General features: G+C 56.9%; 13 protein-coding genes. 8 read left to right on the top strand and 5 right to left on the bottom strand.

Annotated features, from left to right (window positions below; genetic code table 11):
- Positions 1-121: 121 nt before the first annotated feature.
- Positions 122-2,785 carry a PIG-L family deacetylase gene (locus IEX74_RS17035; protein WP_188815218.1) on the bottom strand — a complete coding sequence of 888 codons (2,664 nt, stop codon included), beginning with the start codon at positions 2,783-2,785 and terminating at the stop codon, positions 122-124.
- A gap of 259 nt (positions 2,786-3,044) precedes the next feature.
- On the opposite strand from IEX74_RS17035, the gene IEX74_RS17040 reads away from it, so the two are divergent.
- The 3 genes from IEX74_RS17040 (at position 3,045) to IEX74_RS17050 (ending at position 6,465) form a co-directional block, all read left to right on the top strand.
- Positions 3,045-4,676, top strand: coding sequence for a S8 family peptidase (locus IEX74_RS17040; protein ID WP_188815219.1), 1,632 nt, complete (start codon positions 3,045-3,047; stop codon positions 4,674-4,676).
- Between the two features lie 189 nt (positions 4,677-4,865).
- The gene (locus IEX74_RS17045) at positions 4,866-5,687 is read left to right on the top strand and encodes an MOSC domain-containing protein (protein WP_188815220.1); all 822 of its coding nucleotides are present in this window, start codon (positions 4,866-4,868) and stop codon (positions 5,685-5,687) included.
- Positions 5,688-5,796: 109 nt separating this feature from the next.
- The gene (locus tag IEX74_RS17050) at positions 5,797-6,465 is read left to right on the top strand and encodes a DUF2461 domain-containing protein (RefSeq protein WP_188815221.1); all 669 of its coding nucleotides are present in this window, start codon (positions 5,797-5,799) and stop codon (positions 6,463-6,465) included.
- A 242-nt stretch (positions 6,466-6,707) separates the two neighbouring features.
- Here IEX74_RS17050 and IEX74_RS17055 read toward each other — a convergent pair whose 3' ends face one another.
- The gene (locus IEX74_RS17055) at positions 6,708-7,331 is read right to left on the bottom strand and encodes a deoxynucleoside kinase (protein WP_188815222.1); all 624 of its coding nucleotides are present in this window, start codon (positions 7,329-7,331) and stop codon (positions 6,708-6,710) included.
- 164 nt (positions 7,332-7,495) lie between these two features.
- Between IEX74_RS17055 and IEX74_RS17060 the strand changes: the two genes are divergently transcribed.
- The gene (locus IEX74_RS17060; RefSeq protein WP_188815223.1) at positions 7,496-7,939 is read left to right on the top strand and encodes a hypothetical protein; all 444 of its coding nucleotides are present in this window, start codon (positions 7,496-7,498) and stop codon (positions 7,937-7,939) included.
- A gap of 2 nt (positions 7,940-7,941) precedes the next feature.
- On the opposite strand, the gene IEX74_RS17065 is transcribed toward IEX74_RS17060, so the two are convergent.
- Entirely contained in the window at positions 7,942-8,586 is a 645-nt protein-coding gene (locus tag IEX74_RS17065) for a DUF6565 domain-containing protein (protein WP_188815224.1), read from the bottom strand.
- Between the two features lie 140 nt (positions 8,587-8,726).
- Between IEX74_RS17065 and IEX74_RS17070 the strand changes: the two genes are divergently transcribed.
- On the top strand, positions 8,727-9,236 hold the full coding sequence (locus tag IEX74_RS17070; protein ID WP_188815225.1) for a GNAT family N-acetyltransferase: 510 nt from the start codon (positions 8,727-8,729) through the stop codon (positions 9,234-9,236).
- Positions 9,237-9,341: 105 nt separating this feature from the next.
- Entirely contained in the window at positions 9,342-9,563 is a 222-nt protein-coding gene (locus tag IEX74_RS17075; protein WP_086595588.1) for a CDGSH iron-sulfur domain-containing protein, read from the top strand.
- 145 nt (positions 9,564-9,708) lie between these two features.
- On the opposite strand, the gene IEX74_RS17080 is transcribed toward IEX74_RS17075, so the two are convergent.
- Positions 9,709-9,966, bottom strand: coding sequence for an acyl-CoA-binding protein (locus IEX74_RS17080; RefSeq protein ID WP_188815226.1), 258 nt, complete (start codon positions 9,964-9,966; stop codon positions 9,709-9,711).
- Positions 9,967-10,092: 126 nt separating this feature from the next.
- On the opposite strand from IEX74_RS17080, the gene IEX74_RS17085 reads away from it, so the two are divergent.
- Positions 10,093-11,382, top strand: a complete 1,290-nt coding sequence (locus IEX74_RS17085) for a metal-dependent hydrolase family protein (protein WP_188815227.1) — start codon at positions 10,093-10,095, stop codon at positions 11,380-11,382.
- 80 nt (positions 11,383-11,462) lie between these two features.
- Here IEX74_RS17085 and IEX74_RS17090 read toward each other — a convergent pair whose 3' ends face one another.
- The gene (locus IEX74_RS17090) at positions 11,463-14,741 is read right to left on the bottom strand and encodes a T9SS type A sorting domain-containing protein (protein ID WP_188815228.1); all 3,279 of its coding nucleotides are present in this window, start codon (positions 14,739-14,741) and stop codon (positions 11,463-11,465) included.
- A gap of 546 nt (positions 14,742-15,287) precedes the next feature.
- On the opposite strand from IEX74_RS17090, the gene IEX74_RS17095 reads away from it, so the two are divergent.
- A complete protein-coding gene (locus IEX74_RS17095) occupies positions 15,288-15,818 on the top strand; it encodes a CinA family protein (RefSeq protein ID WP_188815229.1) in 531 nt (176 codons plus the stop codon).
- The last annotated feature ends 55 nt before the right edge of the window (positions 15,819-15,873 follow it).

Raw genomic sequence — 15,873 nt, forward strand, 5'->3', positions numbered from 1 at the left:
AACGCCCAACCCTATTTATCACCTAAAACCTAGGTTAAGAGAGCTTTAGGGCTGCGTTAAACTTTGGTGCTTAAGAGAGGGAGGTCCTTCATTCCGCTTTGCTCCGTTCAGGATGACATACCTATTTCCCGAGCGAAATCATGTTCGTCAGCAGCCGATACGCGCCGGGCACGCCGGCCGGCAGCTCCCGGAAGAACGACAGCCCCGTGTAGATGTAGTGGCCTTTGCCGTAATCGGCGACGAGGATGGCGCTTTCCTTGGGCTTTTCGTTGGGGTCGTGGCTGCTGATGATGGTCTGGTACTTCTCGTCCCACTGGCTCGGGTAGTAGAGGCCTTGCTCCTGCACCCAACCTTCAAAGTCCTTGGCGCTGATCTTATTCGGCGCGTTCAGCAGCGGGTGCTGGGGCTTGAGGAAGGTGACGGGCGCGTTTTCCACCGTCACGCGGTCGGTGGAGAGCGTGAAGGGGTATGGCCCGATTTGGGGCATCACGGTACCGCGGTTCACTACGTATTCCACGACGAGGTTGCCGCCGTCCTTCACATAGTCGAGCAGAATGGGCTGGAGCACTTTCAGGCGGTCGAGCACGTTGTAAGCCCGCACGCCGAGCAGCACGGCATCGAAGCGGCGCAGGTTTTCGGGCGTAATGTCGCTTTCCTTGAGCAGCGTGACGGTGTAGCCCACCTGGCGCAGCGCATCGGGCACTTCGTCGCCGGCGCCCATGAGGTAGCCGATCTGCTGGCCTTTGCGCTTCAGATCCACTTTCACCAGCGGAGCTACAGCTTCGGGGAAAAGCGTTTGGGTCGGGATGTGGTTGTAGGCAATGGTCTGGATGCCACGCGAATATTGCTGCCCATCCACGGTAGCCACGGCGCGGAGCTGCCCCACACTTTCCTGGTTGCCCGTAGGCTGCACCTGAAACTGAATGGTTCGCTCCTGGTCTTTTGTAGCTAGGTCGAAGCTAGCCGATGCGGGCTCCGATTTCCAGCCAGCCGGCAATGCTAAAGCTAGGGTACCGCGCACACCATCCCGCCCGGCGCGCACCGTGACTGGAACGGTTTTCGGCTGATTTTCGGAGAAGACGTACGCTTTGCCGCCGATGTTCACGGCGACGGTTGGTACCACAGCTAGCGGCTGGTACAGTTCGCCTTGCACGGGGTCAACGTGCTTATATTGGACGGGGACAAATATTGGGTTAGTAGCATCTCTTTTTAAGAGAACAGCTAGTCCCGCTACTGGTGCGTTTTCTGGGGAACCTATTATTTCACGTCCTGGCACTACCTCATCACGAGTAGGCTCTTCTTGCTTGCGTTTAACTTTTCTACGTCTAGTTTCTTTAGGATTACTAGGCATTGCTTGCGGCAGTGCCGATAAAGGCGGATAAATAGTAAATCCTTGGCGGCCTACAGTAACAAAGTCAGGTATTTTATACATACCAATTGCACCTTTCTCACGCAACCAGTATGGCTCTGTTACAGGGATTATAGAACCTATTTTCCCATGTATAGCTATTCGCCGACTTCTCCCAGGCTCTATTACAAGCGGTGATTGAAATGCTGTGTCAGCCTCCAATCCCCTCATAGAAATCACGGAATAGACTTCCTCAACGGCATCGGAACGATTTACAATATCCAAGTATACCGTAATAGGTTGCCCTGCTACACTTGTTGCCTCAGTTGCAGTAGCTTCTATGAAAAGTCCAGTGGCAGCCTGCAACAGCTCATTAATCTCTGTTAGTTTCTGCTGTTCCCAAAAATGGGATGTTAACTCATCCTGTTTCGTAGCATCTACTGCTAGAAGCTTCACCACCTCATCCCGCACCTTCATTAACCCCGTCACACTTGCTGACGGATTTGCCGGGTCATACTTCTTAATAACATCCTCAATCAACTTACCCACAGCCGCGCCGCCCGGCACGCGGTTCCACGTCATATCCACGCCTTCAAACGGATCTTTCGCAGCCTTCTCTCCTTTCACGGGCTGAAAGTATTCCAGTGCCTCGCCCCGCTGCGCGGCCGAGCCAAAGCCCTGGCTTTTGTGATTGGAGCGACTGGTAGCCGCAATTTCGCCGTAGCTCTGACCTAGGAAGGCATTATAGCCGCCCGCATCCACGCTGAGGTAGCCGGCCATCGATTCGCCGGGCTTCACGAAGAAGCTGCCTGTATTCCAGAGCAGGCGCTTGGGCTGCCAGACTTGCACGTACTTCAGCTGCTCGGGGAAGCGCTTGGGGTCGCCGGCTGCGTCGAAGGCTTCGGCAGCCAGGATGGCGGAAGCCGTGTGGTGGCCGTGGCCCGCGCGAGCATCAGGAGGGAAGCGGGTGATGAGCACGTCGGGGCGGCGCTGGCGGATGACCCACACCATGTCGGCAAGCACCTGCTCTTTATCCCAGATGGTGAAGGTTTCCTCGGCCGTTTTCGAGAAGCCGAAATCGTTGGCGCGCGTGAAAAACTGCCGGCCGCCATCGGTGCGGCGAGCTGCCAGCAGCTCTTGGGTGCGAATGACCCCTAGCTGCTCCCGGATTTCCGGGCCGATAAGATTTTGACCACCGTCGCCACGGGTGCAAGCCAGGTAGCCGGTTTCGAGCAGGCGACCGTTGGCCATGTAGGCAATCAGGCGCGTGTTTTCGTCGTCGGGGTGAGCCGCGATGTAGAGCACCGAACCGAGCACATTAAGCTTGCGCAAACCTAGGGCAATATCGGCGGCGGTGTAGTGTTTAGGGGTTTGGGCGTGGCTGAGAAGCGGCAGCAGCAAGCAGAGCAACGCAGCCCGGAAATTAGAAAGACGCATGCGGACAGCAGAAATGGAACGGGTAAAGATACACGGCGCGCCCAGAGGTTGCGGCAGCTTGCCGTACTTGTTGCACAAGCCTAGTACCTTTGGGCTTACTAAGTTGGTTTCGCTACAAATTGATAAGCGGTTTTGCAACGTTTGGTTTGCGCTGCTGTCGTTGATCTGATTTTCCTATCGCCCTTTCAGGCGCCGCGGCCGAATCTTCCGCCCCGTTTTTGTGTTCTTCCCCCTATCTTCTCAATCGCATCCTTTTTCAATGCATTTTTCCGTTCGTCCGGGGTTTGCTTTCTTGCTAGCATCGCTGCTCCAGTCTGCTACTGGCTTTGCGCAAACGCCTGCCCCCGCTCCCACTCCCGCGGACGCCCAGTCGCAGCAGTGGTTTCACCTTGATTTTCAGAAAGACGCCGCCGTGGGCATCAGCACGCAGCGCACTTATCAGGAGCTGCTCAAAAACCGCAAGCCTACGCCGGTCATCGTGGCCGTGATTGATGGCGGCGTGGATACAGCCCACCAGGACCTGCGCCGCGTAATGTGGAAAAACCCCAAGGAAATTGCCGGCAACGGACAGGACGACGACCACAACGGCTTCGTGGATGACGTGTACGGCTGGAACTTCCTGGGTGCCAAAGACGGCCGCAACGTCGACATCGATACCTACGAGGACACGCGCCTGATGGCCAAGCTGCAACCTTTGTACGAAGGCAAAACCCGCACTTCGGTGCCAACCGCCAAGCGCGAGGAGTTTGACCTGTACACGCAGGTGAAGAAAACCTACCAGGAGAAGCTCGACGAAAACACCAAGCAGGCCCAGCAGATCGGGCAGCTTTACGAGCAGACGGAACAAGTCGTGACGCAGGTGAAGCAGGCCCTGAACGTGCAGCGCCTCGATACGGCCACCCTGCACCATCCGCCCACGTCGAACCCGGCTCTGCTTGAGGTTAGCCAGCAGCTTTACCAGGGCATCACGACCATGGGCTTTGCCGACGCGGAAAGCGTGGTGGCGGAGATGAAGAAAGCCGCCGAACACGGCAAAACCGGCCTCGACTACTCGCTCAACCTCAAGTACAACCCGCGCGAAATCATCGGCGACAACCCCGAGAACACCAAGGACCGCGCCTACGGCAATAAAGACGTGACCGGCCCCGACCCCGAGCACGGCACGCACGTAGCCGGCATCATCGCCGCCGACCGCGACAACAACCTAGGTGTGCAGGGGGTGGCCGGCTCGGTGCGCATCATGGCCGTGCGCGCCGTGCCCAACGGCGACGAGCACGACAAGGACATTGCCAACGCCATCCGCTACGCCGTGGATAATGGCGCGCAGATCATCAACATGAGCTTCGGCAAGTACTACTCGCCCCAGCGCCCGGCCGTGGAAGAAGCCATTCGCTACGCCGGCACGAAAGGCGTGCTGCTGGTACACTCGGCTGGCAACGAAAACAAGGATCTGGACGTGGAAACGCAGTATCCGTCGCCGCGCTTCCTGGATGGCAAAACCATCCCGAACATGATTACGGTGGGTGCTTCGGCCCGCCAGGACGACGAAAAGCTAGCTGCCGAATTCTCGAACTACGGCAAGCGCACCGTGGATGTGTTTGCGCCCGGCGTGAACATCTACTCGACCCTGCCCGGCAACAAATACGGCAACGAAAGCGGCACCAGTATGGCCGGCCCGGTCGTGTCGGGCATTGCCGCCGTGCTGAAGTCATACTTCCCCAAGCTCACGCCCGTCGATCTGAAGCGCATCATTCAGCAGTCGGCCGTGCCGTATCACACGCAGGTTTTCAAGCCCGGCACCCAGACCAAGGTGCCGTTTGATCAGCTGTCGAACACGGGCGGCGTAGTGAACCTGTACCGCGCCGTGCAGCTGGCGCAGCAGCAGCCGTAAGGCTACTTGAACGCGCAAGAACCGATGTAGAGACGCAAGATTTTGCGTCTTGCCGTTGAACGATACCTTACCAGCAAATTGGTACTGATTGTTCAACGCCGAGACGCAAAATATTGCGTCTCTACATCGGTTCTGGCTTCTTCCTATTTAGTTGGCTCAGGCCAAAGCTAGGTCTACACTTTTGCCTTCATGCCCTCTCTTACCCTCTCCGACCTCTACATCTATCCCGTTAAATCCCTCGGCGGCATCCGCCTGACGGAAGCCGCCGTGGAGCCCCGCGGCCTGCGCTACGACCGCCGTTGGCTGATTGTAAATGCGCGCAACCAGTTTATGACCCAGCGCCAGAACGCCGAAATGGCGCTGCTCGACGTGCATCCGGCCTACAACGGTTTTCTGCTTACGCACCGGCAACGCCCCGACCTGCTGCCCCTGTACGTGCCCTTCGAAGCCAGCCCTGAGCGGACGCTCTTCGTGACCATCTGGGATGATATGGTGTTTGCCTGGCGCGGCGCACCGGCCGCCGACGAGTGGCTGACGGAGGCCCTGGGGCAGCCCTGCAAGCTGGTGTACATGTCGGATATGGTGCGGCGCGACGTGGAGCCGGACTGGAACCCGAAGGGCACGCTGGTGAGCTTCGCCGATGGCTACCCGTTTCTGCTGATCGGCCAATCGTCATTGGATGAGCTAAATACGCGCTTGGTGCAGCCCGTCCCGATGAACCGCTTCCGGCCCAATCTGGTGTTTACGGGCGGCGACGCCTACGCCGAAGACACCTGGAGCGATTTTCAGATCGGCGACCTAGGTTTTCGGGCGGTGCGCGCCTGCGGCCGTTGCGTCGTGACGACCATCGACCAGCAAACAGGTGCGAAAAACGGCCAAAGCGAGCCGCTCCGCACGATGGCCAGCTACCGCACCGTAGGGAAACACGTCATGTTTGGCCAAAACGTAACCGGCCCCGGCCGCGGCGTGCTGCACGTTGGCGATGCCGTGTCGGTGCTTAGCTACAAGTAACCCGGAGGAACGCGCCACGGCGCGTTCGGCGTTGCACGACTATACTGCGCAACCTAGGCAGGCAACCCAAACGCCGAACGCGCCGTGGCGCGTTCCTACCTCTATTCCCATGGACCTTCCCTTCCTCCTCGACTTTCTTCGCAACCTGGCCGCCAATAACAACAAAGTCTGGATGGACGCCAACCGCGCCGACTACCATCGTGCGCGTGCCACGTTCACCGCGCTGATTCAGGAGGTTCTGCACGGCTTGCAGCGCTTCGATCCGGACTTGCAAGGCATCACGCCCTCTGATTCCATGTTTCGGATCAACAAAAATGACCGTTTTCGGCAGAGCGGCGAGCCGTATAAAAACCGAATGGGCGCCGGCATGAGCCGCGGTGGGCGACATTCGCCGTGGGCCGGCTATTACCTGGCTGTGGAGCCGAACGGCCAAACGCTGGTCGGGGCCGGCAAATGGCGTCCGGAATCAACCGGCTTGGCCCGCATCCGGCAGGAAATTCACTACAACGGCGTTGAGTTTCAGGCGCTGCGCGAGGAACCTAGGTTGCTGCACTATTTCCCCGACGGCTTCGAAGGCGAGCGGCTCCAGCGCCCGCCCAAAGGCTACGACAAGAACGACCCCGACATCGAGTGGCTCAAGCTCAAAGACTTCTTCGTATCGCACTCCTTCTCCGATGCCGAGCTGCTGGCTCCCGATTTCACCCAGCGCGTGTTGGCTAGCTTCCAGGCCGCGCAGCCGCTCGTGAAGTTCCTGAATCGGGCTTTGGAGAGCGAGTAAAGTGATTGACAGGCAAGTAAACATGTCTGTCATCCTGAGTTTGCATTCCGCGCATCAAGCGGTGTGACCTCCCTCTGATACGCACAAAGTCCTATTTAAACCCAAAGCCCCTGATTAACCACCTAGGTTGATCAGGGGCTTTTCGGCTTTTAGAAAGTTTGTCGCTTCTCAGAGGAAGGTCCTTCACTCCGCTCTGCTACGTTCAGGATGAGAGACAGCAATACCGTTGATAACCAACCAACTTAAAACAGCCCAAACAGCGTGCTGTTGATGCGGTCGATGATGGTACCTAGGTCCTCGGGGTTTTGCACGTAGTCGAGGTGGTTCACGTCGACGATGAGCAGCTTGCCGTACTTGTAGCTGCTGATCCACTGCTCATAGTGGTCGTTCAGATTGCGCAGATACTCGATTTTGATGTTGTTTTCGTAGTCGCGGTTGCGCTTTTCAATCTGCTGAATCAGCTTGGGCAGGTCGGCGCGCAGGTAGAGCAGCAGATCGGGCGGCGCCACCATGCTGATCATCGACTCAAACAGACCTAGGTAGTTCTGGTAGTCGCGCTCGGTCATCAGGCCCGACTGGTTCAGGTTGGCCGCGAAGATGTGGGCATCCTCATAGATGGTGCGGTCCTGAATAACGCCTTTGCCAGCGCTCTGTAACTTCTTGATATGCTGCGTCTGGCGGAAGCGGCTGTTCAGGAAATATACCTGAAGATGAAACGCCCAGCGCGGCATATCATCGTAGAAATCCTTGAGATACGGGTTATGATCGACGTCTTCCAGGAAAACCTCCCAGTGGAAGTGGTGCGCTAATTTATTGGCCAGCGTAGTCTTGCCGGCCCCGATGTTGCCGACGATTGCAATGTGCATGGGCGAAATAGGTAACTCAACGTGAGCCGCAAAAATAACGCATCGGGCCAGAACGGCGGCCAATTACTTATCATCCTATTAAACCAAAGTATAGTATAATAAATCCTATCTTTTATTACATTAGATGAATGCCTTATATCGCTTATACTCATCATTATCGCTCGATGCCTACCCAACCCTACCTTCTTTCTACCCTGCCCGATATGCACGGGCAACTGCTCCTGGAATTTTGGCATTATAAAGCCGAGAAAGTGCTGTATGCCCGCTGGTTCGGCAACCTGACAGCAGAAGAAGTAGTGCGCGGCGCACAACAGGCTACGGCGCTACAGAGCTGGCTGCACTGCCCGCTCCTGCTCAACGACAAACACCAGTCGACCGGCGACTGGAGCGAGGCCATGATCTGGCTGGAGTACGAGTGGTTACCGCAGGCTTTGCAGGACGGATTGCGGGCTATTGCCTACGTTTTCGCGCTGGATGTAAGCAATCAGATCGTCAGCATCGAGTTCATGAAGCGCATCCAGCCGCACATTGCCATTGAGATGTTTTACGACGTGCCCACCGCGTGGGACTGGCTCCAGAGCCAGTCCCATGCCGTAGGGTTAACCTAGGTTTACAGCCCGTTGAAGATGTCCTTCATGTCCTTAGCCTTCTCCAGCGTTCGGAATTCGCCCTGCAATGAGCGTATCCGCACCTTTTCGTCGATGTCTAAGCTCTCCTTCACCTGCTCGTAGCGAGCATTTAGCTTTTCCAGCACCAAGCCGGCAGCGCTCCAATCGGCGGCCATCCAGGTGCGGCGCTGGGCCCGCGTCGATTCCAGGAAGCGGCCATAGAGGTCGGGCAGCTCGGTGGCGCGCGCAGTGCTGATGTTTACCTTCTCCCCTAGCAATTTATTCTGCGCGGCCGTGGCAGCGGTCGGGTCATTTTGCACCGCGGCGTCAATGCGCTGCTGATTGGCGGCCCACGTCTTGTAGCGGGCTTTCTGGGCGGCGTACTTCTGCTTCGATTGCGCCGAGAGGCTATCCGTAGCGCGGTCGAGGCGGGCGCTCTGCCGGTCGAAGTCGGCCATGAGTTTGGGCCATTTCCGGTGCGCACCGGCCGAGGCGCTATCAATCTTCTGGTCGACCCAGCCGCTGAAGGTGCGCAGGTCGCGCTCCACGGCCGATGGGGTGCTGGCAGTTGTTTTCTGCTGGGCCGTTGCGGCCAGCGGCGTTAGCGCGAGCGTCAGAAAAGCAAACGAAAGGGAGAGTCGTTTCATAGTATGCAAGAGTAGCAATGTTCATACGAACGCCCAAGGTGCGTCGTTCGTATGAAAAGCGGTGGGAATTTCGGGCCTAAAACGGCGCTGGCAGCGAAATGGGTTCGGTTCTTAGCCGGAAAATGACGTTTTTGCAGCCTATGTTACCTGAATCACCCACGGTTACTGTTCAGCCTGCCACCCTGGCTGACATCCCCACCATCGTTAGTCTGGCCGAAGCGACCTGGGAGCCGACCTACCGTTTCATCATCTCCAAAGACCAGCTGGAGTACATGTACCGCGTCATCTACACGCCGGCCTCGTTGCAGCGGCAGATGAGTGAGCAAGGCCACCAGTTTCTGCTCCTGCACTACGACGGGCACCCGAGCGGCTTTGCATCTTTCTCGGCCAAAGATGCTGGCATCTACCACCTTAACAAAATCTACCTGCTGCCCTCGCATCAGGGCCAGGGCCTAGGTCAGCAGCTGATCAAGGCGGTGGAAGACATCATCCGCTCGGCGGGCGGCACGGCCCTGGAGCTGAACGTGAACCGCTACAATCCGGCTATTTCGTTCTACGAGCGCCAGGGTTTTCAGCGGCACCGGGAAGAAGACGTTCCGATTGGGCCTTATTGGATGAACGACTACGTGATGCGCAAGGAGCTGGCGTAGTCTCCTGCTGGCGTGCCGCCCAACCTAGGTTTGGCATTGCCGCCGCCATAACCGCCCGTGGCTTACCTTGCGCTCCTTCTTTACTCTTTACCTCGATAACTTCTCATGGCAACCAAACTCACTGTTCTCAGCAATGGCTCCCTCCGCGTGGAGGGTGACTTCGAAATTGTAGATGCCCAAGGGCAACCGTACGGCCTCGGCGGACGCGAGCGGGTGAGCATCTGCCGCTGCGGCCTCTCCAGCAACAAGCCGTTCTGCGACGGCTCGCACAAAGGTCACTTCGAGCACAACGCCGTAGCCTTCGACCTGCCCGCGCCGAAGGTTTAAATCTAAACCACGGATTCGTCCGGATTTTGTTGACGATTCATAACCTAGGTTCTATTCAGCAAAAAAGCCTTTCCGCAAGCGGAGAGGCTTTTTTGTTAGGACAAGCGAGAAAGACCCAAAGCGAATCGTCCGCGAAATCCGTGGTTCAGACGGCGAACAGGGAGTTCACCAGCTCCACGTATTCGCGGCGGGCGGCTTCTTTGCTTTTGCCGGTGAGGCTGGCCCAGGCGTCGTACTTGGCAATGCCTTTGAAGTCGAAACCGCCGGGGCGTGAGCCGGTCACGTCGCCTTCGGTGGCTTGCTTGTAGAGCGAGTAGAGCTGAAGTAAAACGGTGTTGGAAGGCTTGGTGGGGAGTTGCTGAGCGCGCTGGGCAGCGGCTTCAAATTCTTCGTGCGTAGCCATTGGAAGAGTGGAGGTGAGAAAAAGCAAGAAATTATGCCGGCCAAGGTAGCCATTCCGACCCGATACTGCTACATGCAGCGTATTTCTATTCCCTAACTTGACCCGACTTCTCTTAACCGTTCTTTCATGAAATTACGACCTCTACCCCTCTTACTCAGTGGCTTACTGCTGCCCGTATTCGCGGCGCACGCGCAAAAAACCTACCTGCAATGCGGCCGCCTGCTGGACGTACGCTCCGGCCGAATGCAAACCGAAATGACCATCGTCGTGGAAAAAGGCCGCGTGACGGCGGTGCAATCGGGCTACACCACGGGCAGCGCCGCCGACAAAGCCATCAACCTGAAAAACAAGACGGTACTGCCCGGCCTGATTGATTGCCATGTGCACATCGAGACGCAGCCGGGCAAAAATAACTTTAGCGAGCAGTTCATCCTCAATCCCGCGGATGTCGCTTACCGCGCCCTGGACAACGCCCGCAAAACGCTGCTAGCCGGCTTCACGACGGTGCGCGACCTAGGTGGCTCCGGCGTGAACGTATCGTTGCGCAATGCCGTAAACCGCGGCCAAGTTGTTGGCCCGCGCATCTTTACGGCCGGCAACGCTATTTCCGCCACCGGCGGCCACATGGACGATACTAATGGTCTGTCGCGTGAGTTGATGGATAAGCTAGGTCAGCCGTCGAGTGTAGCCAACGGCCCCGACCAATGCCGACAGGCCGTGCGCGAGCAGTTCAAGCGCGGCGCCGACGTCATCAAGATTGCCTCCACCGGCGGCGTACTCGACTTGTCGAAAGACGGCAGCGGCCCGCAGTACAGCGAGGAGGAAATTAAAGCGGTAGTCGAAACGGCCCGCGACCTAGGTTTGAAGGTCGCCTGCCACGCGCACGGCGCCGAAGGCATCAAGCGCGCCATCCGGGCCGGCGTGACCAGCATCGAGCACGGTACGCTGATGGACGAAGAAGGCATGAAGCTGGCCAAAAAGTACAACACCTACTACGTGCCCACCATTATTGCCGGCAAGTCGGTGGCCGACTCCGCTAAGATTGTGGGCTATTTTCCGGCGGCCGTGCAGCCTAAAGCACTGAGCATAGGACCTTTGCTGCAAGGCACTTTCGGTAAAGCCTACAAGGCCGGCGTCAAAATCGCTTTTGGCACCGATGCCGGCGTGTACCGGCACGGCGTAAATGCCCTGGAGTTTCAGTACATGACCGAGGCCGGGATGCCGAACCTGGAAGCCTTACGCGCCGCTACCATCAACGCCGCCGATCTGCTGGGCGAAACCCCGAACCTAGGTACGCTGGAGGCCGGCAAGCTCGCCGACGTGGTAGCCGTGGACGGCGACCCGTTGCAGGATATCAAAGTGATGCAGCACGTTACGTTCGTGATGAAGCAAGGCGTGGTGTACAAGCAGGAGTAGCTTCTCAATTATCAACAAGAATAAAAGAGCCCGGCCAGACCCTTATTCAAGGAAGCAGCCAGGCTCTTTTTCAATCAATCTTAATACACGATAATACGCGTGGCCTGGGTAGTTCCTGCCGTAGTCAGTCGCACCAGGTAGATGCCTGCGCGCAACGTCGGCGCTGGCAACATTCCCGCTGCCGACGACACCGACCACCGCGCCACCCGCTGCCCGGTGAGGGTACATAGCTCTATTATTGCTGTCTTTCCTAGCTGCTCTTCAACGACATAGTGCAAGGCCTGACCTGCGCTAATAGCAGTTGGAAACACCTGAAAGCTAGCTTTCTGCGCTTCTTGCTGCTGCTCGCGCACGGGCAATACCCAACCAGATGATAGCCGCGCCACGAAACCAGTGTTGTACAAAGGGCCGTAATTAATTGGAGGAGCAGACGCAAAATCCTGCGCATTAGTATAGTTACCTGCTACATATGCGTTATTCTGAGGCGTTAGTAATAGCGCGGCACTTTGCTCGTTGGCGCGACTGCCGTAGGTAGCCAGGTTCTGCCAGGCGCCACTGGCAGCGTCGAGGCGAGCCACAAAAACATCAGAGCCGCCTTGGCTGGTAGTAGTCAGCAACGGGCTAAGGGTGGGGCTATCGAAGGTGACCGTCCCGCGGAAATCACCTGCTGCGTATACGCGCCCTGCGGCATCTGTTTGGAGGCTGGTGCCTTGGTTGCCGCCGCCGCGCACAACCCAGCGCCAAGCGCCGGTAGCGCCATCAAGCCGGGCCACGAATGTTCTTGAGTCCGTGACAGAAGCTAGGTTTGTACCAAGGGCTAGGTTGCCGAATGTCGCATTTCCGGTGAAGCTGCCCGTTATATACGCATCGCCACCGGTGCCTACCGCAATGGCTTTCCCAAAGTCGTCGGCGCCGGAGAGCGGGGCGTTGCTGCCGCCCCGCGTGGCCCACTGCCAAGCACCCGTAGCCGCATCAAGCCGGGCCACGAAAATATCGGTTCCGTTGGCAAAGCCAGGCACCGTGAGCACGCCTCCGTTTGGGCTGCTGAAGGTGGCGTTGCCAATGTAGGCACCCGTCACAAACACATGCCCGGTAGGGTCGGCTGCTATTCCTCCACTAAAATCATTGCTAGCTCCGCCAGCGCGCACAGCCCATTGCCAGGTGCCATCGGTTGGAGATAAGCGAGCCACGAACAGATCAGGGGTCGTATAGGTGTACTCATTGGGTGCTATAGTACTTGCCAGCGTGATAGGGCCGTTGCTGCCAGCAAAAGTCATGGTGCGCTGGAAGAGGCCTGACACGTATGGATTGCCGGCTGCATCCACAGCAATACGACTACCGATAAAAGGGCCAGACCCTCCGGTGCTGCACACGGCCCATTGCCAATTACCAGTTGCGACATCAAGCCGGGCTACGTAAGTACTGCCCCCGTTTACGGTCAAGGCAGTGCCAGCTGCATTGTAAAATGTAGCTACACCGCTGAAGCTCCCGGTCGTGTATAGATGCCCCGTCGCATCAACGGCAATACCTGTTTCCGCCAGACCTTGACTGGTAGTCACACGCACAGCCCACTGCCAGTTGCCGGCCGGGTCGCGCTTGGCAATGAACCCAGTCGATGTCGGCCCTGCGCTAACCAGCGTTGTGGTACCAAGCGTGAGCTTACCCTGAAAGACGCCACTTACGTACACGTTGCCGGCAGCATCAGTAGCAGCACTGGTTACTTGCTTAACGCCACCAGCATCCGGGTTTTTTACCCATAACCAGCTACCATTGTTGGCATCTGTTTGTGCCACAAAGGCGTTGGCATTGTTGCCCCCAATCACTCCTGAGGCTTGCGAACTGCTAAACGTGCCATTGTTTGTATAGAAGCCTGTGGTGTAAATACGCCCATTCTTAACTGCTAATCCGTTGCCTCCGCTCCCATTTGGCACGTTGCTCGCCGGTACTACCCAGCGCCACTTGCCGGTAGATTCCTCTAGTTGGGCAACGAACGCAAAGCTGGTTTCCTGGCTTGTGTTTCCGGCTAAAAGAATAGGGCTGCCTGAAACGGTAGGACTAAATTCTGCTGGGCCAGAGGGGATAAACGTCCTAAAATATCCTGTTATGAAGGGTACACCCGTTGCATCTACCGCAATACTAGTGCCCGCATCAGCACCATACGATCCTCCGCGCACAGCCCACTGCCAGCTGCCTGTGACTGCATCTAAGCGCGCCACAAAGATATCTGAGCCACTGGCTCCGGCTAAGGTCAGCGATGAGCCTGACGGACTATCAAAGGTAGCTGCTGGGATATAGACGGGCGGATAGGAGGAAGTAGTGCCGCCCCCTACGAAGCCGCCAGTAACGTACACGTGCCCAGTAGCATCTGCCGCCACACTTGCCCCTGCATCATCTTGCGTGCTGCCTGCGCGCGCAGCCCATTGCCAGGCACCGGTGGTCCCATCTAAGCGCGCTACGAATATATCGGCGGCACTTCCACGGCTAGCAAGCGTCAGGGGAGCACCAGCAGCAGGCGCGAATGTGGCAGGACTAGCGTCGGTACTGCGAAATGCACCTGTCACGTAAATGTTATCGGCTGCATCTGCCACGATGCTGGCACCTTGGTCGTTTTCCGTACCGCCTCCACGCACAGCCCACTGCCAGTTGCCAGTCAGAGCATCCAGACGCGCCACAAAGATATCGGCTGCCGCGCCATTGCTGGTTAGCGTAGGGGAAGCAGCACTAGCATTACTGAAAGTAGCGCTGCCAACGAAGCTACCGGTTACATACACATGGCCTTTTCCATCCACAGTAATACCATTGCTAATGTTGGCATTGAGGCTGTTGCTGGTACTGGCACGCACAGCCCATTCCCAGGCGCCCGTGGCACCATTCAGCCGCGCCACCACGACGTCGGTACCAGTGTTACTGCTAGTCAGGGTGGTAGTACCAAAGGTAAAGCTCCCTAGTAAAGAAGCTACTAGGTACGGAGTACCTGCCGCGTCTAACGCTAGGCTAGCATTGCGACCGAAGCCGTTAGTTGCGCCAGTATTGCTCGCCCGCACGGCCCAAAGCCAGTTGCCGGCAGCATCCAGCTTGGCGACGAACACAGCATCCGATCCGACATACGGTATTCCAGGATTAACCAGCGTCGTATTCCCAAGCGTGAGGCTACCCTGAAAAATACCAGTAACCAACACATTACCAGCCGCGTCAGTTACCACGCTTTGCCCCCGCGCAGTACCGTTGGCTAATGCTTCATCAATCGCCGTTACCTGATCAAACGTCTGCGCACGGGCTCCGCCACCAGCAAGTAGAACCAAAGCGAACAGTACTATCCAGTTTTGCCAACGCTGGCGCGGCAATAAGCATGTAATCATTACGTGAGCGGTAAAGGGTGGAAGGATAATTTAAGTGGTCGTAAGCCAATAGAAACTATAGCGCCCTACTCCTCTCTGCCCCCTGCTATTAAGCTTTCCATCCCTGTCGCTTAGGTGCTGCTAAAGTGATTACAATAACATACAAAAGGTTGCCCCCATACATAATTCTATATACATTAATTTTAGATTAAACCAAGTACTGTGCCCTTACCCTTGTCTTTCCAAAGCTACTTCCAGCGCTTCTACTCCGCTACCTGAGCTATCTGCTCTTTCATCGCGCTGACAGTCAAGGACACCTAAGCTGCCGCTACAATCCTTATTAGCTTAACTGAGCCTTAGAAGCGGCCGGCCTTAGTTGAACAGCTCAGCCGCTCAGCTACAGTAAACCATCAAGTCACGACGGTTCAGCTTGGAATATAGTTCTTGTGGTCAGGTCGCAGCGTGCACAGTTGAGCTAGCTGAAAATACATTTCAAAAGCTTCCTTTTATTTCTAACCCGAAGGCATCAGGTGAAGTATACGGGGCCTACGCTCTACTTCCCACACTATGGAAACACCCGAAATAGATAACCTCGTCAAGAAATTCCTGCAGTTCAAACTCACTATTGCCTTTGCGGAAAGCTGTACGGCCGGTCTGCTCGCCTCTGAGTTTTCCAAGGGCGTAGGCAGCTCCGAAGTGCTGCTGGGCAGTGTTGTCACGTACCACCCGATAGCCAAGCAGAAGCTGCTGGGCGTGAGCCAGGAATCGCTCAGTTTGTACACGGCCGAGTCGCAGCAGGTAACGAATGAAATGGTGATGGGCCTGCACAAGAAATTGCCCGCTGATGTGTGCGTGGCCGTGACGGGCTTGTGTGCGGAAGGCGCCTCCGAAGCGGACATCAAGCCTGTCGGCACCGTCTTTTTCACCTTCCTGCACCAAAATCACGCGGAGGAAATTCGCCATGAATTTGAAGGCGATTGTGTCACCGTACGGGAGCAAGCCGCCGATTTTATCTTTACGCACCTCGGCGAATTGCTAAACCGCTATTCGGAGCAATACGCGGCCCAGGCCGTCGAAACCCGCACTAAGAAAGGCTAGGTTTCACTTTTACAAAAGCCCGTCATGCAGAAGCAGTAGCCGAAGCATGACGGGC

The sequence above is a fragment of the Hymenobacter cavernae genome (genome assembly GCF_014641455.1).
GTDB lineage: Bacteria > Bacteroidota > Bacteroidia > Cytophagales > Hymenobacteraceae > Hymenobacter > Hymenobacter cavernae.

Excerpts from the sequence above, each read along its gene's own strand:
- IEX74_RS17035 (WP_188815218.1), bottom strand. The coding sequence starts at position 2,785 with ATGCGTCTTTCTAATTTCCGGGCTGCGTTGCTCTGCTTGCTGCTGCCG.
- IEX74_RS17080 (WP_188815226.1), bottom strand. The coding sequence starts at position 9,966 with ATGGCTACGCACGAAGAATTTGAAGCCGCTGCCCAGCGCGCTCAGCAA.
- IEX74_RS17065 (WP_188815224.1), bottom strand. The coding sequence starts at position 8,586 with ATGAAACGACTCTCCCTTTCGTTTGCTTTTCTGACGCTCGCGCTAACG.
- IEX74_RS17085 (WP_188815227.1), top strand. The coding sequence starts at position 10,093 with ATGAAATTACGACCTCTACCCCTCTTACTCAGTGGCTTACTGCTGCCC.
- IEX74_RS17095 (WP_188815229.1), top strand. The coding sequence starts at position 15,288 with ATGGAAACACCCGAAATAGATAACCTCGTCAAGAAATTCCTGCAGTTC.
- IEX74_RS17040 (WP_188815219.1), top strand. The coding sequence starts at position 3,045 with ATGCATTTTTCCGTTCGTCCGGGGTTTGCTTTCTTGCTAGCATCGCTG.
- IEX74_RS17045 (WP_188815220.1), top strand. The coding sequence starts at position 4,866 with ATGCCCTCTCTTACCCTCTCCGACCTCTACATCTATCCCGTTAAATCC.
- IEX74_RS17090 (WP_188815228.1), bottom strand. The coding sequence starts at position 14,741 with ATGATTACATGCTTATTGCCGCGCCAGCGTTGGCAAAACTGGATAGTA.
- IEX74_RS17060 (WP_188815223.1), top strand. The coding sequence starts at position 7,496 with ATGCCTACCCAACCCTACCTTCTTTCTACCCTGCCCGATATGCACGGG.
- IEX74_RS17055 (WP_188815222.1), bottom strand. The coding sequence starts at position 7,331 with ATGCACATTGCAATCGTCGGCAACATCGGGGCCGGCAAGACTACGCTG.
- IEX74_RS17075 (WP_086595588.1), top strand. The coding sequence starts at position 9,342 with ATGGCAACCAAACTCACTGTTCTCAGCAATGGCTCCCTCCGCGTGGAG.
- IEX74_RS17070 (WP_188815225.1), top strand. The coding sequence starts at position 8,727 with ATGTTACCTGAATCACCCACGGTTACTGTTCAGCCTGCCACCCTGGCT.
- IEX74_RS17050 (WP_188815221.1), top strand. The coding sequence starts at position 5,797 with ATGGACCTTCCCTTCCTCCTCGACTTTCTTCGCAACCTGGCCGCCAAT.